At 49.2% G+C, this 20,882-nt stretch carries 26 protein-coding genes; 18 read left to right on the forward strand and 8 right to left on the reverse strand.

Annotated features, from left to right (window positions below; all coding sequences use genetic code 11):
• Positions 1 to 182 precede the first annotated feature (182 nt).
• The 12 genes from ACFMKP_RS13885 (at position 183) to pepF (ending at position 9,731) form a co-directional block, all read left to right on the forward strand.
• The gene (locus ACFMKP_RS13885; protein ID WP_382292561.1) at positions 183 to 1,076 is read left to right on the forward strand and encodes a thioredoxin family protein; all 894 of its coding nucleotides are present in this window, start codon (positions 183 to 185) and stop codon (positions 1,074 to 1,076) included.
• Between the two features lie 102 nt (positions 1,077 to 1,178).
• Entirely contained in the window at positions 1,179 to 1,769 is a 591-nt protein-coding gene (locus tag ACFMKP_RS13890; protein WP_382292562.1) for a hypothetical protein, read from the forward strand.
• A 79-nt stretch (positions 1,770 to 1,848) separates the two neighbouring features.
• Positions 1,849 to 2,328, forward strand: coding sequence for a hypothetical protein (locus ACFMKP_RS13895; RefSeq protein WP_382292563.1), 480 nt, complete (start codon positions 1,849 to 1,851; stop codon positions 2,326 to 2,328).
• Between the two features lie 96 nt (positions 2,329 to 2,424).
• Positions 2,425 to 2,988 (forward strand): hypothetical protein, encoded by a 564-nt coding sequence (locus tag ACFMKP_RS13900; RefSeq protein ID WP_382292564.1) that lies wholly within the window; start codon positions 2,425 to 2,427, stop codon positions 2,986 to 2,988.
• Positions 2,989 to 3,052: 64 nt separating this feature from the next.
• Complete coding sequence (locus tag ACFMKP_RS13905; RefSeq protein ID WP_382292565.1) at positions 3,053 to 3,655, forward strand: hypothetical protein; 603 nt, start codon at positions 3,053 to 3,055, stop codon at positions 3,653 to 3,655.
• Between the two features lie 7 nt (positions 3,656 to 3,662).
• Entirely contained in the window at positions 3,663 to 4,157 is a 495-nt protein-coding gene (locus tag ACFMKP_RS13910) for a hypothetical protein (protein WP_382292566.1), read from the forward strand.
• Between the two features lie 152 nt (positions 4,158 to 4,309).
• Complete coding sequence (locus ACFMKP_RS13915) at positions 4,310 to 4,744, forward strand: hypothetical protein (protein WP_382292567.1); 435 nt, start codon at positions 4,310 to 4,312, stop codon at positions 4,742 to 4,744.
• A gap of 6 nt (positions 4,745 to 4,750) precedes the next feature.
• Positions 4,751 to 5,335, forward strand: a complete 585-nt coding sequence (locus ACFMKP_RS13920; protein ID WP_382292568.1) for a hypothetical protein — start codon at positions 4,751 to 4,753, stop codon at positions 5,333 to 5,335.
• An 80-nt stretch (positions 5,336 to 5,415) separates the two neighbouring features.
• Positions 5,416 to 6,567, forward strand: coding sequence for a lipocalin-like domain-containing protein (locus ACFMKP_RS13925; protein WP_382292569.1), 1,152 nt, complete (start codon positions 5,416 to 5,418; stop codon positions 6,565 to 6,567).
• Positions 6,568 to 6,612: 45 nt separating this feature from the next.
• Positions 6,613 to 7,110, forward strand: a complete 498-nt coding sequence (gene ruvC / locus ACFMKP_RS13930; protein ID WP_382292570.1) for a crossover junction endodeoxyribonuclease RuvC — start codon at positions 6,613 to 6,615, stop codon at positions 7,108 to 7,110.
• Positions 7,111 to 7,869, forward strand: a complete 759-nt coding sequence (locus tag ACFMKP_RS13935; RefSeq protein WP_382292571.1) for a hypothetical protein — start codon at positions 7,111 to 7,113, stop codon at positions 7,867 to 7,869.
• A gap of 44 nt (positions 7,870 to 7,913) precedes the next feature.
• Entirely contained in the window at positions 7,914 to 9,731 is a 1,818-nt protein-coding gene (gene pepF / locus ACFMKP_RS13940; RefSeq protein WP_382292572.1) for an oligoendopeptidase F, read from the forward strand.
• 150 nt (positions 9,732 to 9,881) lie between these two features.
• Here pepF and ACFMKP_RS13945 read toward each other — a convergent pair whose 3' ends face one another.
• From ACFMKP_RS13945 to ACFMKP_RS13955, 3 genes are read right to left on the reverse strand one after another with little or no spacing between them, the layout of a single operon-like run.
• The gene (locus tag ACFMKP_RS13945) at positions 9,882 to 10,388 is read right to left on the reverse strand and encodes a hypothetical protein (protein ID WP_382292573.1); all 507 of its coding nucleotides are present in this window, start codon (positions 10,386 to 10,388) and stop codon (positions 9,882 to 9,884) included.
• Positions 10,389 to 10,439: 51 nt separating this feature from the next.
• On the reverse strand, positions 10,440 to 10,913 hold the full coding sequence (locus ACFMKP_RS13950) for a GNAT family N-acetyltransferase (RefSeq protein ID WP_382292574.1): 474 nt from the start codon (positions 10,911 to 10,913) through the stop codon (positions 10,440 to 10,442).
• A 3-nt stretch (positions 10,914 to 10,916) separates the two neighbouring features.
• Positions 10,917 to 11,384: a DUF3291 domain-containing protein gene (locus ACFMKP_RS13955; RefSeq protein ID WP_382292575.1), complete on the reverse strand. Its 468-nt coding sequence runs from the start codon at positions 11,382 to 11,384 to the stop codon at positions 10,917 to 10,919.
• A 175-nt stretch (positions 11,385 to 11,559) separates the two neighbouring features.
• On the opposite strand from ACFMKP_RS13955, the gene ACFMKP_RS13960 reads away from it, so the two are divergent.
• Positions 11,560 to 12,330, forward strand: a complete 771-nt coding sequence (locus tag ACFMKP_RS13960; protein WP_382292576.1) for a hypothetical protein — start codon at positions 11,560 to 11,562, stop codon at positions 12,328 to 12,330.
• Positions 12,331 to 12,391: 61 nt separating this feature from the next.
• A complete protein-coding gene (locus tag ACFMKP_RS13965) occupies positions 12,392 to 13,141 on the forward strand; it encodes a class I SAM-dependent methyltransferase (protein WP_382292577.1) in 750 nt (249 codons plus the stop codon).
• Here the strand turns inward: ACFMKP_RS13965 and ACFMKP_RS13970 are convergent.
• The 5 genes from ACFMKP_RS13970 to ACFMKP_RS13990 all read right to left on the reverse strand — a co-directional run bounded on the left by ACFMKP_RS13970 (position 13,086) and on the right by ACFMKP_RS13990 (position 18,026).
• Positions 13,086 to 13,889: a protein phosphatase 2C domain-containing protein gene (locus tag ACFMKP_RS13970; protein WP_382292578.1), complete on the reverse strand. Its 804-nt coding sequence runs from the start codon at positions 13,887 to 13,889 to the stop codon at positions 13,086 to 13,088. The two genes, ACFMKP_RS13965 and ACFMKP_RS13970, sit on opposite strands and share 56 nt — an antisense overlap.
• Entirely contained in the window at positions 13,886 to 15,325 is a 1,440-nt protein-coding gene (locus tag ACFMKP_RS13975; RefSeq protein ID WP_382292579.1) for a 1,4-alpha-glucan branching protein domain-containing protein, read from the reverse strand. The genes ACFMKP_RS13970 and ACFMKP_RS13975 overlap by 4 nt, the downstream gene beginning before the upstream one ends.
• Positions 15,306 to 16,061 carry a DUF2270 domain-containing protein gene (locus ACFMKP_RS13980; protein ID WP_382292580.1) on the reverse strand — a complete coding sequence of 252 codons (756 nt, stop codon included), beginning with the start codon at positions 16,059 to 16,061 and terminating at the stop codon, positions 15,306 to 15,308. The genes ACFMKP_RS13975 and ACFMKP_RS13980 overlap by 20 nt, the downstream gene beginning before the upstream one ends.
• Positions 16,062 to 16,462: 401 nt before the next feature.
• Positions 16,463 to 17,389: a glycosyltransferase family 2 protein gene (locus ACFMKP_RS13985; protein WP_382292581.1), complete on the reverse strand. Its 927-nt coding sequence runs from the start codon at positions 17,387 to 17,389 to the stop codon at positions 16,463 to 16,465.
• Position 17,390: 1 nt separating this feature from the next.
• On the reverse strand, positions 17,391 to 18,026 hold the full coding sequence (locus ACFMKP_RS13990; RefSeq protein WP_382292582.1) for a hypothetical protein: 636 nt from the start codon (positions 18,024 to 18,026) through the stop codon (positions 17,391 to 17,393).
• A gap of 146 nt (positions 18,027 to 18,172) precedes the next feature.
• On the opposite strand from ACFMKP_RS13990, the gene ACFMKP_RS13995 reads away from it, so the two are divergent.
• The 4 genes from ACFMKP_RS13995 (at position 18,173) to ACFMKP_RS14010 (ending at position 20,694) form a co-directional block, all read left to right on the forward strand.
• Positions 18,173 to 18,658 carry a DinB family protein gene (locus tag ACFMKP_RS13995; RefSeq protein ID WP_382292583.1) on the forward strand — a complete coding sequence of 162 codons (486 nt, stop codon included), beginning with the start codon at positions 18,173 to 18,175 and terminating at the stop codon, positions 18,656 to 18,658.
• Between the two features lie 65 nt (positions 18,659 to 18,723).
• Entirely contained in the window at positions 18,724 to 19,278 is a 555-nt protein-coding gene (locus ACFMKP_RS14000) for a nitroreductase (protein WP_382292584.1), read from the forward strand.
• A 13-nt stretch (positions 19,279 to 19,291) separates the two neighbouring features.
• The gene (locus tag ACFMKP_RS14005) at positions 19,292 to 20,251 is read left to right on the forward strand and encodes a hypothetical protein (RefSeq protein WP_382292585.1); all 960 of its coding nucleotides are present in this window, start codon (positions 19,292 to 19,294) and stop codon (positions 20,249 to 20,251) included.
• Positions 20,251 to 20,694, forward strand: coding sequence for an NUDIX domain-containing protein (locus ACFMKP_RS14010; protein ID WP_382292586.1), 444 nt, complete (start codon positions 20,251 to 20,253; stop codon positions 20,692 to 20,694). The genes ACFMKP_RS14005 and ACFMKP_RS14010 overlap by 1 nt, the downstream gene beginning before the upstream one ends.
• Positions 20,695 to 20,882: the final 188 nt, after the last annotated feature.

Consider the following 20,882-nt stretch of genomic DNA (forward strand, 5'->3'; position numbering starts at 1 on the left):
ACATCACAGCCTCCTTGCTAGGGCATCGCAATCGTAGCCCGATTGTAGCATAGCCCTTGGTTGGCTGAGCGCTTGGTCGGTTGCGTAACTGATAGCCTTCGATTGAATCTGTGCTAGAGTGAATATTGTCAGTATTTTTGGCTGGCAGCTATAACCTATTAATCCGTATGAGGAGCACAAGTATGCAGCGTTGGTGGCGTGTTTTATATGGTGTGATTATTTTTGGCTTGGTGGGCTGTGGCGCAGCAACTCCAACCGCAACCCCCGTGGCCAAGAGCCGCGTCCAAGCAGTGTTGGCGGCCTCCAATTTGGTGGTCGGCCCCAATCGCTTGCCAATTGGCTTGATCGTCGATGGCTCGCCAATCAACGATCCCAAGGTGCAAGTAAAACTGCGCTTATACTATCTTGATGGCACCGATGCTGAGAAAACCCAAGTTGCAGGCGAAGGCAGCGCCGAATATTTTGGCCAAGGCTTGCCAGCAGGCATTTATGTAACTTACCCCGATTTTAAAAAAGCTGGTGATTGGGGCGTTGAAGTCGAGGCAACCTTGCCGGGCCAAACCCCAACCGTCAGCACCTTGCGGCTTTCAGTGCTCGCCCAAGATCCAACGCCAGCGATTGGCAGCAAGGCGATTGCGGTTGATACTCCAACCGTAAAAACCAACCCCGATCTCAGCCAAATTAGCTCTGATCCCAAGCCAAACCCAGCCTTATATCAATTGAGCGTTGCCGATGCGATTAAGAGCGGCAAACCAACCGCCATCTTGTTTGGCACACCAGGCTTTTGCAAAACTGCTACCTGTGGCCCAAGCGTCACGGTTTTGGGCAGTTTGCAAAAAACCTATGGCGATAAAATGAACTTCATCCACGTTGAAGTGTATAAATTCCCATTTAGCGAATCAGTCCAAGCTAATCCGCCGTTGTTGGTGCCAGCAATGAGCGAATGGCGCTTGCAAAGCGAGCCATGGTTGTTCTTGCTGGGCAAAGATGGCACGATCGTCAACAAGTACGAAGGTGGAATTACCACTGAAGAGCTTGGCCCTATGATCGATACTATTCTAGGCCAAGGCATTTAAGCTCATTCGCCTACGGCAGCAGCCATGCACGGTTGCTGCCGCAACTTTGTTGCATTGCCAACGTACCTAATCGCGATTCTGCTGAGTACTGAGAGAGAACTTATGCAATCAGCATCGTTCAAACAACGTTTACGCCCACCCTACCATCGCCTCCAAGTTGGATTGGTAGCTATCTATCTGCTGCTGCTCATTTTGATGATTGTAACTGCTCCATGGCTACAACGTGATTGGATTATTCGCTTAAATATAATCACGTATCCAATTGTCTTTATTCAGTTTTTAGTCAATAGCATTTCGTATCTCGATATTAGTGCCAGAGGCTTGGTCATGCGCCGGGGCTGGCAATATTTTGCAATTAACTGGGAGCAAATCGAAGCATTCGGCATCGGTGTCGTTGGTAAACGCATCAATCTCCCATATATCGTCTTGTATGAGCCGGTTAAAGGCTTACCCCGAGTAAAAATCAAAGAACTAACCCCAGAACAACAGCAACGAACATTAACTTTGGAAGGCTGGGCCAATTCAGAGATAATCGCCAAAGCTTTGCACGCAAGCCTGAATGCGACCAATCAACAATTGCAGGTCATTCCAGATTTCTCAAAAAGCCTACAAGCATTTCATTCATATCAAATTTTTTATCGCTACTTGTTGCTCATCGGTATATCGATTTTTGTTTATTTAATCTTGAAATAGGAGCACTAAATTGAATTCAGCTACATTTAAAGTGAGTAACTATCGAATAATCATCGTCATCGGTTTGGTTAAAATACTAATGCTTATTATGTTAATCTATAGTAATTTCGATCTGAATTGGATCTTTACGCTACTGATTCTCGTCAGTTTGCCTAGCACAATCTATGAGTTAAGCATCAAATTGATTGTTGATCAGGATGGTCTGATTATTCGGCGCTTATTGCGTGACGATGTACGCATTACGTGGGACGACATCCTTGAACAACACTATTTCAAGCTTGGTCAGCGTGAGATCCGCTATCTTCTCTTGCGTAAATCCATACCCTCAATTAGGCCGATTTTTATACCAAAAGAATTTCAGGCGAATGTTTTTATTCTTGAGGCTTGGGAGCAACCAACGCGTTTGTTGTCATTAATCGAGCAACATTTACCAGCCAAAAGCCCAGCTGATCAGCTGTTTGTGCCATTTACAGTTGAGAGTAATTTGCGCAAAGCCTTACCATTGCTCATTCCGCTAGGCATTGCAAGCGCACTGTTCATCTTAAATACATTTCGCTAAAGCTTGTAACTTTGAAAGATCTACCTACGTAATGGCTAGCGATTGATTTGACAAAAAGCATCACAATCAGCTATTCAAATTTTAGTGAGGAAATCTGTGGAAGAGCATGTATTCAAATTAGCAAAGTATAAAACAAAGCTGTTTGTTTTGATAGTTGCGATTATCTTACTGGGAGTTTGGCTAGCGACAAATATTTATAGCAGTCTATTTGTGCTTGGCTCATGCATTATTCTCATCCTAAGCCAAATTAATGGCTTAACGACGCGATTACTGATTGATCAAGATGGCCTAGTTATTCGGCGAATCTTCCGCCAGCCGATTCAAATTGATTGGTCCGATATTCTTGGGCAGCAACACGTTAAGCTTGGCAAGCGAGAAGTTCAATATCTCGTCTTGCGTAAACCAATTCCGCTGGTTGAACCATTAGAGTATGCCGATGTACCAAAAGCAAATCAAGCAACAACCTTAATTCTTAATCTGTGGGATCAAGCAAGCAGTGTGCAGGAATTAATTAAGCAGCAGCTACCAGCCCAAAACTCGGAAAATCAGCTGTTTGTGCCATTTACCAGCACCCGAGAGACTGCGACCACCAAGCTTGCCCTCATTTTTATGTTTATTAGCGTTATTATAACAACAGTGACAATTCTATTGTTGTTTTAAGTAACTATATTTGTGAATTAATGTTAGATTGCAGCAAATACTGTCTATGAGGAAAGAAATTACGATGCTCGTCCCTGATAATTCAAATAAAACATATGATCTGAAATTCTTCTCAGCATATCGACTGTATGGAATTACAAATATAGCGATTTTTATTCTAAGTATGATCTATTTAATAAATAATTTTGACTATTCAATGTTATTCTTATTGCTTTTTATCGTAGCGCATTTCGTACCAAGTCTTGTGAATGCAATCTCAGTTTTACGGATTACAAACGAAGGATTATTTATTCGCCGTGGTTGGCAACGAGCTTTTATCGCGTGGAATCAAATCGAATCATTGGGTGTGGCAAAATACCAAGTGTTTAAGCTAGTGCCCTATATTATTCTTCGCCAACCAATTAAGGGCTTTCCAAAAGTGAGCTTAAAAGAAATAGCACCTGAACACCAGCAACGGAGCATTACACTCGAAGGCTGGCACAAACAACAAGCACTTGTTGAAGCAATCTATCAACATTTGCCTCAAATCAACGATTCATATGCTGTAATACCTGCAATCAAAAAAGATTATAAAACGTTTATCTATTATAATGATTTAAATAGATATATTCTTGGATTTAGTGTGCTAATTATGGCTATTCTTTATCTCTTCAAATATGGATTATAGGTTAACTATGCAAACACCTATTTTTAAGCGTAGTGACCATTTATTACTGCCAAATTTTGGCTTGATTGGTGGATTTTTATTGGTAGCGTTTGGCTTATGGTTGATTCGCGAGCCAGCAAAAATTGAATTATATGTGGTTAATTTGGGCTTGATTTTGCTATTAATCAATCTCTTCTGGAAATCGCGTGAACGAATTATTGTGAGCGAGCAAGGTCTCGATATGTATCGAATGCCACAGCGCACGCTGGTTGGCTGGAATGAGGTTGCCTATATCAATTATACTGAGCATGATCACGAACCACGGCCATATTTGGTCGTGCAGCAAGCCAACCAATTGTTGGCCGAGCAACTGATTAACCAACTGACAAATGATAATCATGCCTATCGCGTGATGTACCTTGATTGCTGGGAGCGTAGTGCAGAATTGCTTGAATTGATCAAGCAGCAGCTCGAACAGCAACCAGCTGACCAAGTTCGGGTTCAATTTAATATTCAGATTTAGGTAAGGGATTTATGCAATCGATGATATTTAGGGCAGCTAAGCTTAAAAAGACAATGTTAATCACATTAGGCTGGTTTGTTCTAGTGATTATTATGATTATCTTCTATAAAATAATGTTTAATCTGCGAAAATTCCCAATAATGTTTATTGTTATGTCTGTGTTGTATGCTTATTTTTCATTGAGCGAATACTATCGAAAACTAATCGTTGATGAGCAAGGGATTACGGTTAAACGCTTGTTTAATGCTACTAAAACTGCAAAATGGCATGAAATTTCAAATCTCCACTATTTTATTCTATCCAATCGGCCAATCGAATATATCTTTTTTGAGCGTGATGTAGATTTGTTGGATTCGCTTTTTCCTTCGATTATTCCTAAACCATATCATCGGCGTACATTAATATTGCAAGAATGGAATAATCATCAGCAAATTAAGCATTTGGCAGAACAAAATATGCAATCGGCATCAGATAATAATTTGATTGTCCCTTTTACGGTTAGTTTTTCGGACTATATGAAACGAGTGTTTTTCTTTTCACTGATTATAATTCCAATTATGATTCCACTACTTATTCTTTGGGGCTAGGATTAGATGATGCAACCAGCTTTGATAACTATTCGCCCGCGTTTTTGGTGGTCAACCATCGGCTTTATTGTATTGGCTAGCGTACTGCTGATTATGCTGATCGTACAAGCCTTAACTGAGCCAGGCGTAAAACTTGGGATTGGCCTCTTATTTTTAGTCGGCATCCTGATTTGGCTTGGGCGGGGGCTTAATCAGCGGCTCAGCATCAGCGCAACCAACTTGATCATCAAGCAATCAGGCCATACCGTGACGATTGATTGGGAGCAGGTTGCAGGAGTTGGCACGTTGCAGAGCATCGCCGGGCTAGCATTGCCTTATCTCATTTTGCGCCAGCCTTATGCCAATTTGCCCGAGCCACAGCTGCGGCGTTTAGCCAGCGAAGATCTGCGCGATACAATTGTGATTATCAATCCGCTGCGCTGGGCAAACATCGCTAAGCTTTGGCCAATGTTGTTGCAACAACTGCCAGCAACCAACGACTATCAAGTGCCATTTGATTTTAGTGGTGTTGCACGCGTTCAACGGCGCATTTTTGTACTCTTTGGCTTGCTTAGTTTGGTGGTTGCCGGCCTGATTTGGCTATTCGCTTAAGCTCATTTCGTGATACGATTGCTATGTAACGCATCCAGCATTGCACTGGATGCGTTGCTGTTTTCAAGGAGTAACGTCGTATGCGAATACGTTTGATTATAGGTTCATTGCTGATTGTAGCCTTGCTTGCTGGTGGTGCTTGGTGGCTGTTGCAACCAAGCCAAACCGAAATTCAAACTTCGATCAGCGCCGTTGGGATGTTGAGCCAAGCCAATCAGGGCGATTATGTGCGCGCAACCGAGCCACGGCCATTTCAGTTTCCTGCCGATCATGGCCTGCATGCTGGCTATCGCACCGAATGGTGGTATTACACTGGCAATTTGGTCAGTGCTGATGGCCAGCGTTTTGGCTTTCAACTGACCTTTTTTCGCTCAGCCGCCACCGATCAGGTGATTAGTCGCACGGCGAGTTTGGCAACCAGCGACATTTATATGGCTCACTTAGGATTAACCGATGTGGCCAATCAACGCTTTTATGCCTTCGAACGCTTTATGCGTGGCAACCCCCAACTCGCCAATGCAACTGGCGATCCCTTCAAAGTGTTTGTTGAAGATTGGCAGGCAGTTGGCAGCGGCCCCGAAGGCATGACCATGCAACTCACAGCGCAGCAAGCACCAATTGCGCTGAACCTCAAACTTGAATCAAGCAAAACCCCAACCTTGCAAGGCGATCGTGGCCTAAGCCAAAAAGGCGCTGAGCTGGGCAATGCTTCGTATTATTATTCGCTAACCAACATGACCACCAGCGGCACGCTGATGATTGATGGTCGCGAAATTGCGGTAACTGGCAAAGCATGGATGGATCACGAATGGGGTTCGGGGGCGCTCGAAGGTCAAGCGGTTGGCTGGGATTGGTTTGCAATCCAGCTTGATGACCAACGCGAACTAACCTACTTCAATATTCGCAATCAAGATGGCTCAATCAACCATTTATCTGGCGGAATGTTGACATTGGCCGATGGCTCGACGCGCAAAATTGCTCAAAGCGAGCTAACCCTCGAAGTAACCAAGCAATGGCAAAGCCCGCAAGGCATTCAGTATCCAGGCCAATGGCGTTTGAGCCTGCCTAGCGAACAACTAGAATTGAGCATTACGCCCCAAGTTGCCAACCAAGAAATGCCGCTGACAATTCGCTATTGGGAAGGCTCGGTGGCAATTAGCGGCAATGCGACTGGCTTTGGCTATGTTGAATTGACTGGCTATGGCGATACAGGACGCGGACGGGCTGAATAGCGAAAACCGTTATAATGCAAGCAGCAACATCATTGAGGAAGCACAATGCGAATTATCGGGATTGACCCAGGCACAGCAATTATGGGCTGGGGCATTATTGAGGCTGATGGCAGCGATTTGGCGATGATTGCCTACGGTGCTTTTACCACACCAGCCAAACAGCCATTGCCTGATCGCTTAGTGACCATTTACAATGATTTAGCCCATGTTTTGGCCGAGTATCGACCTGTGGTTGCGGCAGTTGAAGAACTCTTTTTTGCCAAAAATGTGACAACTGCCATGGCCGTAAGCCATGCGCGGGGCGTGGCCTTGCTTGCGTTGCGCCAAGCCAAACTGCCAATTTTTGAATACAAACCGTTGTCTGTGAAACAGGCCGTGGTCGGATATGGCAACGCCGACAAACAGCAGATGCAACATCTGGTGCAAATGACCCTCAATTTGGATCATATTCCCAAGCCCGATGATGCCGCCGATGCTCTTGCCGTTGCCATGTGCCACGCCTACGCAGCACCGTATCTCAACCGAATTCAGGAGGATTCCTAGATGGTTCGTCGGCCAGATCTTGAAGAAGTGAGCGTCAATACCTTTTTAATTGCCGATACGGCGATGATTCCGATTTTGCGCGGCGAGGGCACGGTCAATGGCCACTCGTTTACCCTCACATCGGCGCGTGGCTTGGGCTTGATTGCCCGTTTGCGTACCCGCAATTATCGGGTTGTCACGCTCAAAGATAAAATCGATCGCCTGCCAGAAATGCCCAATGTGCAAGCACCAGGCAATTTGCTACAAATCGAGACCGGAGCACGCGATCAATGGTTTCGCTTTGATGGTGAAACGTTGACATGGCAAGCTGTCGAAGCCCAAGCCAACGGCTCGCGCTTGTTTGTAGCCTTTGAAGAACATCGGGTTGCCCGCCGTCGTCGTTCGCGCACTGGCGGCGATTATTTTCGGATTGAGCGCTTGCCAAATGATAGCGCTCAATTAGCGACCCTGAGCGAAGATGCTGGCGTGTTATTGGGCTATGCTCACGCCACCTACGATGCCGATATTGAAATCGATAGCAGCGTTAATGACGACGGCAGCTACAGCTTGCCAATCGAATTTAGCTTGCCACCCCAATATCGGGCGATGCTCGAATTGTTGGCCACCAGCCACGATAAACAAACCATGCACTTTTCAGAAGCTGGCTGGGCTTTGGCGGTGCGCTTGCTGCATCGCTTGAATCTCCGTCCTGCGAACGGTGACATCGAAGCTGATTTTGACGATGATCACGATGATTTTGATGATGATGACGATGAATAATCGTTGCCAATTGCCATAAACCTGTGTGTTGAAGGAGTTTTGGAATGACAACCGCTGCAACAGTCCCAACCCGTCAGGAAGTAGCCCTCGCCGATACGTGGGATGCAACCAAAGTTTTCGGTTCTGATGCTGAATGGGAACAAGCACTCGATGCCTATGCCCAATCGATTGCTGAGATCGAACAATATCAAGGTCGTTTGGCTGAAGGTGCGTCAACCCTCTTGGCAGCGCTAAACTATGCTGATCAGCTTAACGAGCGGCTAGGCAAGCTCTACATTTATGCCAGCCTGTTTTATAGTGTCGATACCACCGATCAAGTAGCCAAAGCCAAAATGGATCGGGTTATGGGGGTTTATGCCCGCATGATGGCCAGCGCGGCCTTTATCGAGCCAGAAATTATTGGCATTGGCTTTGCAACGCTGAAGCAATGGCAAGCAGAAAACGCCGATTTGGCCAGCTATGGCCAATATTTCAACGAAGTTGAGCGTCGCCAAGCCCATGTGCGTTCAGCAGAAGTTGAGCAAGTGTTGGGCTTGGTCAGTGATGCCTTTGATTCAGCCAACTCAACCCACCGCATTTTGACCGATGCTGATTTGGCCTATCCAGCGGCCCATGGCCCTGATGCAACCGAATTGGAATTGACCCAAGGCACAATTGGCTTGTTGCTGACCGACCCCGATCGTGAAGTGCGCCGCACCGCCTTTGAAAACTATAGCGATGCCCACTTGGCCAACAAAAACACCATGGCCAATTGTATGGCGACCTGTGTCAAACAACATGTCTTCAATGCACGGGTGCGCAACTATAGCTCAGCCTTGGCCGCAGCACTTGGCGAAAACAACATCCCAACCGATGTGTTTCATCAATTGGTGGCGACGGTGCGCAAAAACTACCCGACTTGGCATCGCTACTGGCGCTTACGCCGCGAAGCCTTGGGCTACGATCAACTGCATGTCTACGACATCAAAGCGCCATTGAGCACCAAAAAGCTTGATATTCCCTACACCGAAGCAGTCGATTGGATTATTGAAGGCATGAAGCCGTTGGGCGAAGGCTACACCAGCGTTGCCAAACGCGGCTTGCTCGACGATCGCTGGGTTGATATTTACCCCAACAAAGGCAAGAGCGCCGGAGCATTTTCGAGTGGCTGGAAAGGCACGCCGCCTTATATCTTGATGAACTACAACAACGATATTTTTGGCATGAGCACCTTGGCCCACGAGCTTGGGCACTCGATGCACTCGTATCTGACCTGGCAAAACCAACCAACGATCTATAGCAACTATGGCTTGTTTGTGGCCGAAGTCGCTTCAAACTTCAACCAAGCTTTGGTGCGCAACCACCTGTTTAACACCAACCAAGACCCAGATTTCCAAATTGCTTTGATTGAAGAAGCCATGAGCAACTTCCATCGCTATTTCTTCATCATGCCAATTTTGGCTCAATTTGAGCTTGAAATTCACGAACGCGGCCAACGTGGCGAGCCATTAACCGCTGCCACCCTCAATGGCATCATGTTCGATTTGTTCCGTGAAGGCTATGGCGAAGAAGTTGTGCCCGATGCAGATCGCATGGGGATTACCTGGGCCACCTTCTCAGGCCATATGTACGCCAATTTCTATGTATATCAATATGCAACCGGGATTGCCGCAGCCCATGCCTTGGCCGAAGGGGTCTTGGCAGGCAAGCCCGATGCCCAAAGCAACTATTTGGCCTTCTTGAGCGCTGGTAGCTCGTTGGCCCCGTTGGATGCACTGAAATTGGCTGGGGTTGATATGACTTCAGCCGAGCCAGTTGAGGCCGCCTTTCGCGTGCTGGCAAGCTATGTTGATCGCTTGGAGCAATTGTTGGCCAATAAATAAGGTTCCTTTATCCCCTCACCCCCCAGCCCCCTCTCCCGTGGCGCGGGCGAGGGGGAGCACTCGTTTTTAGCTACGCATTGTGCAAGAACCACAATAAAAAGCCCCTCGCCCGCGCACGGGAGAGGGGTTGGGGTGAGGGGATCTTAAACCCTACGAGCGTTTCAAGGTATTGTAGAAGCCTAAGCCAGCTCCTAAGACCCCAAAGACGATTGTCAAAATATTTTCTTTGGTTTCTAACCATAGTTTACTGAATAAAAAATCGAATGCCAGCGAAATAGACTCACTCAATGGAATATCAAAATCACGTTTAAATGCGAGGATAAATGAAAGGAGGTTGCCTAATTCCAAGGAGATCAAGCTAAAAAGAATTGCAGGCACAACTAAGGATAAAAGGATCGCTTTTGAGACAGGCTTGCGAAAAGGCGAGATCATGGCATACGAAATCCCCATCCCAATCAAAATAGCAACATAGAAAAAGATTCGTTCGGTAAAGTATGCCAATAAGCCCCAAGCAATTGCGCCTAAAACGAGTGCTCCCAACCCAATCAAGAGTGCTTTGGCTTTGCTGCCGCCAGCTTGATCATTGGTTGGCATTTGATAATTACCTTGGGGGGGCAATTGGTAGCTACCTTGCGGTGGCATAGGTGGTTGAGTCATTGCGTTATCCTCCTAAAAAACAAACTCGTACTAACTCGGACGTAGGGTGGATCAATCGAGCCGCAGCACATATTCGGCTACGTCGCAACCACGACCATTGGCAAAACCCGAATCTTCACCAATAATCTGAAAGCCAGCTTTGGTCAACACCTTCAGCGAACCGTGATTATCTTGGGCGACACGGGCAAACAATGGCCGCAGGGTAATTTCGTTGAGCAATAAGCGCAAGGCTTGGCTAGCAAGCCCTTGGCCCCAATAGCGCCGATCGAGCCAATAGGTCAATTCTGGCTCGCCAAATTGTTCAAATTGGGCAATCTGGCCAATCAGTTGATTATCCCAGATAATTGCGCGCTTGATGATGCTACTATTGGCCATAATTTTTTGCCAATGAGCCTGAAACGCAGCATAATCGCTGGGATCTTTGGCAGTAAAGGCAGCCATATGAATTGCCACTGGATCTTGTTGCTGCGCGAAAAAGCTGGCAAGATCGGCCTCTTCGACTGGGCGTAAATACAGTTCAGCCATTGATTAAGCCTCGGCTACAAGCTGTTGGTCGGGCGCAGCAAATGGCTTACGAAAACTAAACGCAGCACTAGTCTCGCCATTGGCGCGTAAGTATTCTAAGCGCTCAAGAGCTTCCGCAACAGTTGGTTCGTGGCCTGCTGGAACCCACCAGAGTACCATAAAAGCTGTATCCATGCGCTCGAACCATTCTCTGCGTCGCCGCATAATCGCCACATGCTCCGATTTATACACATATTGCATCAAGGCATCGAGATCGCGCCAAACCGACATATTCACAATCGTCAGCGGGTCGAGTGGGCGATAATCAGTCGCATTGCCAGAATCATCTTTTAAGCGCCAAATAAAGCCATCGCTTGCCTCAGCTAAGGCATTAATCCGATCCAAATTATTGGTAAAATCGGCCATCAATGGGCTATCCAAGGGCGCTTTAATCGTGCCAATATTGATTTGGGCAAGCTGATAGCTAGGCATAAACCCTCCTTGCTTGACGACATGCAATGCGCTTGCTAGTAAACAGCAGCATTGTGACATACAGCGTCACAATTGCTATGCGGCTTAGGGCGGAGTTGTATGCTACCATACGAGGCTGAATCGCCCAAGCTTAGAGCTATGCGGTAGTTTGAGCCTTAATCAATGGAGGCACGCCATGCCCACACCCCAACAACTTTTAGATCGCTTGGCTGCGATTGGTCAAGCGCTGGCAGCCAGTGGCCACGGCTTGGCCTTAATCGGGCTTGGCTCGGTTGGCTTGGAACGCGAACGGCTTGATCAATGGTCGGATCTCGATTTTTTTGCCATCGTCGAAGCTGGCAGCAAAGCCCAATTTCTGAATGATCTTGGGTGGCTAGCGGCGATTCAACCAATTAGTTATGCCTTTCAAAATACAGTCGATGGCTATAAAGTGCTTTATAGCGACGAGATTTTTTGTGAGTTTGCGGTGTTCGAGCCAGCAGAATTGCCCAATATTCCCTTTGCACCAGGCCAAATTATTTGGAAAGCAGCGCACGTTGATGCTGCGATTGGCTTGCCACAGCTTGCCATGCCAACCGCCAATCGCCCACAGCCTGGCTGGTTGTTGGGCGAAGCATTAACCTGTTTATATGTTGGCTTATGCCGCTATCAGCGTGGCGAGTGGCTTTCGGCGCAGCGCTTTATCCAACATTTTGCGGTCGATCGAGTGCTGGAATTAATTGGCACTTGGCCGCAATTTAAGCTTGCTGCCGGCGATGTTTTTGCCACCGAACGCCGCATCGAGCAACGCTTGCCAGATTTGAAGCCGTTGCTTGCCACATGGGTCCAAGGCTATCAGCAGAGCCCAGCCTCGGCCTTGGCAATTGTCGAATTTTTGGCCCAGCATACGCAGGTCGATCCGAGCATGCGCAATTTAATCGAACGCTTGGCCAACGAGGCCTTGTAACATTGGTGTAACATCCCAGCGCTATCGTGGATACCAAGCAGCTATTTGTGAGGTTTCCACAATGATTTCAGCACCCAATTATGGCTTAGCCGATCAGTTTGATAACAGCGATTTACAAGCGCTGTTTGAACAAATGGCTCCCTCATACGATCAGGTTAGTTCGCTCGGCAGTTTGGGTATTATCAATGCTTGGCGCAAACGCTGTATCGCCACGGCGCAGATTCAGCCAGGCATGGTTGTTGGCGATTTGCTGTGTGGTGGCGGCGAGGCTTGGCCATGGCTGGAGCAAGCTTTACAAGGACGCGGCTCGTTAATTGCCCTCGATCTAGTAGCGCAACCTTTGAAGCACCCAATTTGGCTGGAGCGAATTGAAGTACACAATTGTGATATTTTTGCCAACAGACTACCCAGCCAAAGCCTTGATCGGGTAGTCTGTTGTTTTGGATTAAAAACGTTTTGTTATAGCGAATTGGTGCGTTTTGCTGGCGAAATTCGCCGTTTGCTGCGGCCAGATGGGCGGTTTAGCTTGATTGAGGTTGGCACAGGCAATTCATGGGTGAGCAGCTTGGGCCATATCTATTTACAAACGGTTGTCCCATTGTTGGCACGTGGTTTGGGAGCGCCGAGCTTGCCTTACCGTCAGCTTGCGCCGTTGGCTCAGCGTTTTGGCACAGGCAAGCATGTGCTACAAGCCTTCAAGCAAGCTGGTTTATCCATCGAGCATCAGCCAATTTGGGGTGACTTGGCTCATTTGTTTAGCGGAAGTCGCGGTTCATTCCAGCCCAGGTGCTATCAAATTGCCACAAAATGACGGTTGCACTATCGCGACCGCCTTCGGTTTGCACACGTTCGAGCAAGGCGCGGGCGGCGCGCGGCAGGGTGCTATGCTGCCAACAAACAGTGTTATACAAGGTCGTTGGTTGTTCAAATGGGCGTTTGCCGCATTCGAGCAAGCCGTCGGTGGTGAGCATCAGCGTGGTAAGCCCAGGTTGCAGCAAACGAATGCCAGTGGAATATGAGGGCAACACGCCATCCCAGGTATTGACATTGCCAATCCATTCGTAGAAACGGCGTTGATTGAGCTGCATCTCGCCAAGCCGCGCAATGCTGGGGTGGAAAATATAGCCAATGCAATCGCCGACCGCCCAATACCAAACGTATTCATCTTTGCGCGCCACAAACAGGCACGAAGCTTCGCCTTGAATTGTGGCACACTGCGCCCGAAAGCTATTGCTGCGAAACAAATCGAGCAAAGCCCGATCAAGGCTAAAAAAAGCTTGATTCAAGGGTTCGTTCAAACAATCACGCAATTGGCTTTCTGCTTCAACCACGGTGTTTAAAATCAGCTGCGCACTTTGGGCCGAATGATGCGCATCGATCACCAAGGCCAATTCCCAAGCCCCAGCAGGATCGATAAAGATTGCGGCGGCATCTTCGTTTTTGTGTGCGCCTTGAGCGGTTACGCCGCCAAAACTGGCAAAAACCATCGAGCCAAGGTCATGAACGAACATGGTATCAAGATGTGGCTGGTTGTGACCAAGCCAAGTGTAGGTTGTCATCGTTCAAAATCCCCAAACAACCGATAATTTAGGGTAGGAAAAGGATTGTCGCGCTCTTGTAAGGCGGCAAATTCACGGGCTGCAACTGGCAGCAAGGTTTCATGGGGCAACAACTGCATCAGCCAATCGAACTTTTGCAGGTGGTCGCTACGGCGGGCATTCGCATAATCAGCGCCTGGCGTACCAACCCAACGATCCCAATCGCCCGATTGGGCCAGCAAAAACTCACGCGCCGCTTGGTTGAGCACCTGTTCGCGGTCGCCATAGGCTTGGGGGTATTCAGCAACGGCAGCTTGTAATTGGCGATAAGCAGCGCTCAAACGACCATCAATAATCCCCGAAAAGTGCTGCGGTGGCACAACCACGCTTGGTTTATGCCGTTTGAGCAAGGTGCTTGGCGTGACCAAGCGAAAATGACTTGGCAATTCTTCGAGCAAAGTGCGCAGCCACAGCCCACCCTCAAACCAGCCGCTACCAAACAATTCCATATCCGCCACAATCACCAACGGCTGACCATTGCTGGCAGTTTCAGTTAGCACGGCAGTGAAATGACGGGCATGCTGGCGGGCACGCGCATAAGCATAAAACGGATCATAGGCATTGCCATCACGGCTCAGCATGCCATCATCCAAAGGAATTGGCATCGGCGTGCGATACAGCGGATCGCCGGGATAGCCTAAACCAACCGAGCGAATATGGGTTAATAAACGTTGATCGGGCGTAATAACGGTTGTTTGGCGAGCTTCGGAAAGCCACGAAAGCGCTTGGCCGCGCAATTCAGGGTTGGCAGTTCCCACCAAGGCCCGCATATCCAGCGGCTTGAGAATCTGCTCCCATTCGGGCGTAACTGGATCTTCCGCGCTCCAGAGCACGCTTGGGGTTTGGCCGAGCATATGCATCAAGGCAATGGTGCCAACTTCCACTTGCGTGCGCAGGGTTGGCCGATCGTACAAATGGGGCACGGGGTAGGTAGCGGTATGACCGAGAACTTCGAGCGCTTCGGCCTCGACCAACTCGCGAGTCATGGCCACAATATTGCGGCTCCACTGCTTTTCAAACACGTGCAAGGTACGTTGGTGCAATTGCAAATAAAATTGCGCCAAGTACGCGCTATGTTCATCGCCACCCTTGGCAGCTTCAAGGCGACGCTCGGCCTGCGCAATCGCCTCATCGAGATGATGCAACATATGCTTTTGCACAACAGGATCATTCAATTGATGCAAGAGAATGGGGCTAATGGCCAAGCCCATTTTAACCGCTTTGTTTTGCTCAATCAGGTCGGCGAGGCCTCGCAGCAGCGGAATATAGCAATCGGCCATCAAGCCATGCAATTCTTCCTCGCCATGGCTCGAAGGCCCAGGTTGGCGCACAAACGGCGCGTGAGCATGCATAATAATGCAGAGATCGGTTGGCTGGTTAGTCGTGGGCTTTTCCATATGATTTACGTCGCCCTCCTCGTCGTTTGGCTTTACCCACAGGCATGGCTTCTGGCAGCGCGAGCTTGCGCAGCACCCGTTCATGGCCCACCATCTCGGTGCGCGAACCCCAACGCGGAATCGTAATTAAGGCCATGATAATCAAGCATGCATAGAAGCCTAAGACCGATAAAATGACCAATTTGCCACCGAACGGCCCCAAACTGGCATCATAAATGAAGGTTTCCAGCGCTGGCCGATTGGTAATCTGCGGATGAATCATCAGCTTCAACAGCCAGATAAACAGCAAAAACAAGAAAATCGCCATGTAATTATGGCGTAAACGCCGCCCCAACGCTTCGACGGTAGAAATCTTAAAATGGGGCATGTTCATGTCGGTAATCAGCAATTTATGCCAATATTGATCAACCGCGAGGGTATTTTGGCCAAGCAATGGCACATAATAATCAGTTTCGAGGATGCGAACCCATGTGGCCCATAAATCGTAGTAGCGATAGCGCCGCGCTTCGATAAACCAAAAGCCCATACAAAAGACAATCGTCAGCAGCACAACCGCATGATGATGATCAGCATCGCCAAGCACAAAGCTCGAAACCGTGCCGGTAATCGCCACCGCCCAGTTGGTTGGCGTGTCGATGCGTGAACGCCAAGTGACTGCGCGATCCATCAAACCACGATAGAGATGAACCATCGCTGCTGGTGGGGCTGCCTGTTGGGCCGAACGTGAAGGTCGCATATAGGCATTATACGAGGCCATGGGTAAATGTCAAAGCCCGCTGCAACGGCCCCTCACCCCCCAGCCCCCCTCCTTTCAAGGTAGGTTTTGAGCGATTGGTCGGCGGTGGAGCGTTCCCTCACCCCCCAACCCCCTCTCCCACGAAAACGCGGGCGAGGGGGAGCACCCGTTTTCACCACAAATCATGCCAAACCTACACAACCAAAAGCCCCTTGCCCGCGCCACGGGAGAGGGGTTGGGGTGAGGGGATCTTAACAACCTACCCTTGTACGCCAGCCCACGCTCCCACTGAACGCGGGCGAGGGGGAGCACCCGTTTGTAGCAACGCATTGCGCAAGAACCACAATATTAAAGCCCCTCGCCTGCTGGGCGGGAGAGGGGTTGGGGTGAGGGAACGCAGCCTAGCCAAACTGGCGCAGTACCTGCCAATAGATCTGCATACGCTGCCAACGCAACTGGCGTTTATGCCCAAGCAGCCACTTAGCGCTCTCAACCAGCAGTTCATACAAATAGCTGCTGGCCAAAAAGAAGTGCAACGCGGTGGCAAAAGCAGGCCCTTCGTACAAGGCGGCGTAGCGCAACTTCGATTGTTGGAAGGCCCAATGTTTGCGGGCTGGCGCTTGTTCGCTCGATTTGCCTTCGTGGTGAATAATCACTGCTTGCGGCACGTACCAAATTGGCCCAAACCGCCCCAAGCGAGCTTGCCAATCGACTTCCTCAGAATACATCCAGAAGCGCCGATCCATCGCGCCTGCTTGCTCAATTGCCGATTTGCGCACCAACAAGGCTGCACCCATCAGCCATTCGACCTGCTGCGGCTGATCGTCGGGCAGATCGGCGCAACGATAAGCAGCAGCCCAAGGATTGGCTGGCCACCAACGTTCGAGCAATGTGCTTTCAAAAAAGTAGCTGGCTTTGGTCGGTAAGCGACGACGTGATGATTGAATTGAGCCATCGAGGTAGCGCAATTGTGGGCCAATCACGCTGGCTGTCGGGTGCTGTTGCGCCCAATCCAGCAACTGAGGAATTGCATCTGCTTGCATAACGGTATCAGGGTTGAGCACCAAAATCCATGGAGCTTGGGCGGCCTCAATTCCAATATTTACGCCGCCAGCATAGCCTAAATTCGCCCCAGTTTCGATGATCTGGACGCTGGGAAATTCGTGGCCAACCATGGCAACCGAAGCATCGTGCGAGGCATTATCGACCACAATCACTTCATAGCTATAGCTGCTCGCCGCCAGCGATTGGGCGATTGAAGTTAAACATTGACGCAGCAAATCGGCCACATTCCATGAAATAATCACGACACTACAATCGAGCGCCATGTTAATCCTCCGGCCAATAGCTAGCCCGCGATTGCCAAAAGCCATCGTAGTTGCGCGCTTTGGGCAAAAATTTGCGGTCGAATGGCGTACCGGCGCTGGTTTCAAGCCAGCTGAGCCAGGTGCCAGCACGCATCAGATTGCGCACGCTATCCAGCTCAGTTTCAATCATCTCGCGTTGTGCATTGCTTAATAAGCCAATTTGATTGGCCTCGATCACTTCATCTTCATCTTCGACCACATGGGTCACGCCATTGGCAGCCACAAAACAATCAAGATACAGATCAGTTTGATAGAAACTGCCGCTAATATCCATAGCTTTGCTAGCAAAATCGATGCGCTGGACAATCAAATTGCCCCATTCATCATACATGCTGGTGATATTGAGTGGCCGCGAACGCCACCACCACGAACGCCCAAACGCTCGTGAGGCCCGTTGATCAAATAACCGAGTGCGCGGTGCATCGCTGCCCCAGCCAAGCGTATCGCTAATGCGCTGCGGCGTGCCAAGCGACCAGTCATAAATTAAAACCTCAGCATCGTTGCGCACAACCCGACCAAATCCATACGAATGGAACACATGATGGCGACCATCAACAAAACGGCGGCGATAAAACGTATGTGGGAGCTTATCCATCATGGTCTTCCCTAAATGCAGGTGGCTTTATCCCTACAGTATAGCAGATGGCTGTAGTTCGGCGAAACAAGCTCGTTGTGCGCTAAACCAATGGTACATTTGTGCTGTATACTGCACCCTTGGATCTTAAAGTAGATGGGAATTAAACAATGGATTTGTTAGATCGTTTACTTGGTCATGATGTCTGGACAACCCGCCAATTGTTATTGCAAGCCCAAACGCTCACGCCTGAGCAACTTGATCGCCAGTTTCCAATCGATCAACGGAGTTTGCGCCAATGTTTTGAGCATATTATCGAAAATATGGAAGCTTGGTGCGATCTGATGGCCGAGCGCCCAGTGCGTGATTTGAGCGATACCTCGATTGAAGGCTTATTGCAACGCTTGGGTGCTGCTGGAAAAGATTTTGCCACAATTGCGCGTAGCATCAGCCGCGAACAACGCTGGGATGCGGTGTACACCGATGGCTTGGATAATCCGCCAACTCAAAAAACCTATGGCGGCACGATTGGCCATTTAATTACCCATAGCATGCATCATCGCGCCCAAATTATGCTGATGTTGGAGCAACTTGGCTGCACCGAGCATATCGAGGGCGATTTGCTCAGCTGGGAAACCCAAGCTTTTGGCTGGTAATTACAGGCTTGATTGATTCATGCTACTCTTTAAAGCGCAATTGATTTAGTTGATGAGGTTTGGCAATGGCAACAAGCAGCGAAGTTTTGGCCATTTTGGCCCAACGCCGATCATACGGCTTAAAAGAAGTTTCTCCTGAGCCAATCGAGCGCTCAGCGATTGAATTAATTTTACAGGCAGCGACGTTGGCTCCGAGCCATGGTGTGACCGAACCATGGCGCTTTGTAGTCTATACTGGCGATGCGCGGGCCGAATTGGGCGCAGCCTTGGTTGCCGCCGCCCAAGGCGACCCATTTCAAGAGGCCAAGCAACGCGATAAGGTCTGGATGGCTCCTGTTTGGATTGCGCTGGGCATGCAGCCACAGCCCAAAAATCCCGAATGGGAAGAAGTAGCGGCGGTGGCGATGGCAGTCCAAAATGCCCACATTATGGCGGCGCAGCTTGGTTTGGCCGCCAAATGGTCGAGCGGCGCGATTGGAACCCACGAGCTTGTGGCCAAAACCGTGGGCTTTGAAGCACCAACCAAATTGTTGGGCTTTTTATATGTTGGCAAGCCTGCGGTAACTCCAAAGCCATTAACTCGCGCCGATTGGCAAAGCAAAACCACCTGGAAAGAATAAAGGAGTTTGATCGATGAAGCTCTTTTTACAGCGCGCTTGCTTGCTATCCATTGTGCTCTTGGCTGGCTGTACCAACCAAACCCAAGCACCAACCGTTAGCCCAACCTTACAAGCTGAGGCTAGCCCAACCCAAGCAGCGGCAGCGGCAACGCCAACTTCAGCAGCGGCAAGTGCAACCGCAGTGGTTGACGAGCCACAAGTACCGATGGTCGCAGCGTTTGATGATCAAACCAGCCCGATTAAGCTGTTTGGTTCGCTGGTCAATGCGCTCAATCGCCAAGAGTATGAGCGGGCCTATGGCTACTGGGCTAGCCCACCAGGCGGAATTGATCAAGCTGGTTTCAGCGCAAGTTTCTTTGGCATCGATGCAGTGGTTGGCTTGGTGACAGCTCCAACCTTGAACGAAAACCAAACCGAAGCGCGTATGGCAGGGATTGTGTTGCTCGGCATGAAGGATGGCGGAGCACGCGCCGATACTGCCTGTTATGTGGCAACTCGGGCTGACGCGAATAGCCCATGGCGCTTGAGTTCAAGCAAATCAATGCCAACCAGCAGCAATAATGTTTTGGGCGTGCTTGATCAACAGGCCCGTGAATGTGGCACGCCGCTTGAGCAGTTGCCACTCAGCAGCCAAACCACGATTCCCGAGCTGCTGTTTAGCTACTATGCCGCGCTTGCGCAGGCAGATTCGGCCAAAACTGCTGAGACGTGGGTCGAGGGAACCTTGCCCAATGTGCCCGATAGCCTACGCCAAAGCAAGCAACTGAGCGTCTATGTCAATGTAAACCCAGTTGAAACTGCGGCTTCGGCTTTTCTGCAAACGATTGTTTTGGCCGATACCAACGCGCTTTGGGTGGGCTGTTATGGCGCGAGCAAACAAGCAGAGGTTTGGCGCTTAAACAGCGGCTATCTGCAAGACAGCGGGCCGGCGATGGTGCTCATTCAAACATTAACCCAAGGCTGCGATATTTAATGGCAACCCTGCGCCATACCCGCTATCAAATTGCAATTATTGAGCACGACCAGCTCTTAATGATTCGCTTTGCTGATGCAACGAGCAATTTCTGGTTGTTGCCTGGCGGCGGACGCGAGCCTGAGGAAAGCGAAATTGCCTGTGTCGAACGCGAAGCGTGGGAGGAGCTTGGCGTGCAAGTTGCGGTTGAAGGGCTGATTCTGCATCAACAGGATCAGCCTGACGCAACCTATCAAGCCTTCAAAACCTATCGTTGCCGCATTATTGAGGGCAGGCCAAAACCTGGCTTCGAAACTCCCAACCCCAATGATCCAAGCGCAGGCATTGCTGAAGTTGGCTGGGTTAACCTCGCAGCGCCGCAAACCTGGCCCAGCCTAATTGTTAACGATTTATATACTTTTAATATTCTGCAACAGCTGCGCCAAGCCTTGAACTACCGCTAAAAACGAGCCTCGCTCGTAGCTTAACCAGCAAGCTTTTGGCCGATTAGAATCGGCTAGAAGCTTGTTTGGTTCAGCCCGCTGGCGGTTAATGACGCTACCAAATTTATAAAACTTATTTTTCAGAAAAAATTAAGTTTTTTTATACCTTTGAGGCTTGTCAGTGCTATCTATCTATGTTACCCTGCATG

Origin of the sequence: Herpetosiphon sp. NSE202, assembly GCF_042688385.1 — a bacterium.
Lineage (GTDB): Bacteria > Chloroflexota > Chloroflexia > Chloroflexales > Herpetosiphonaceae > Herpetosiphon.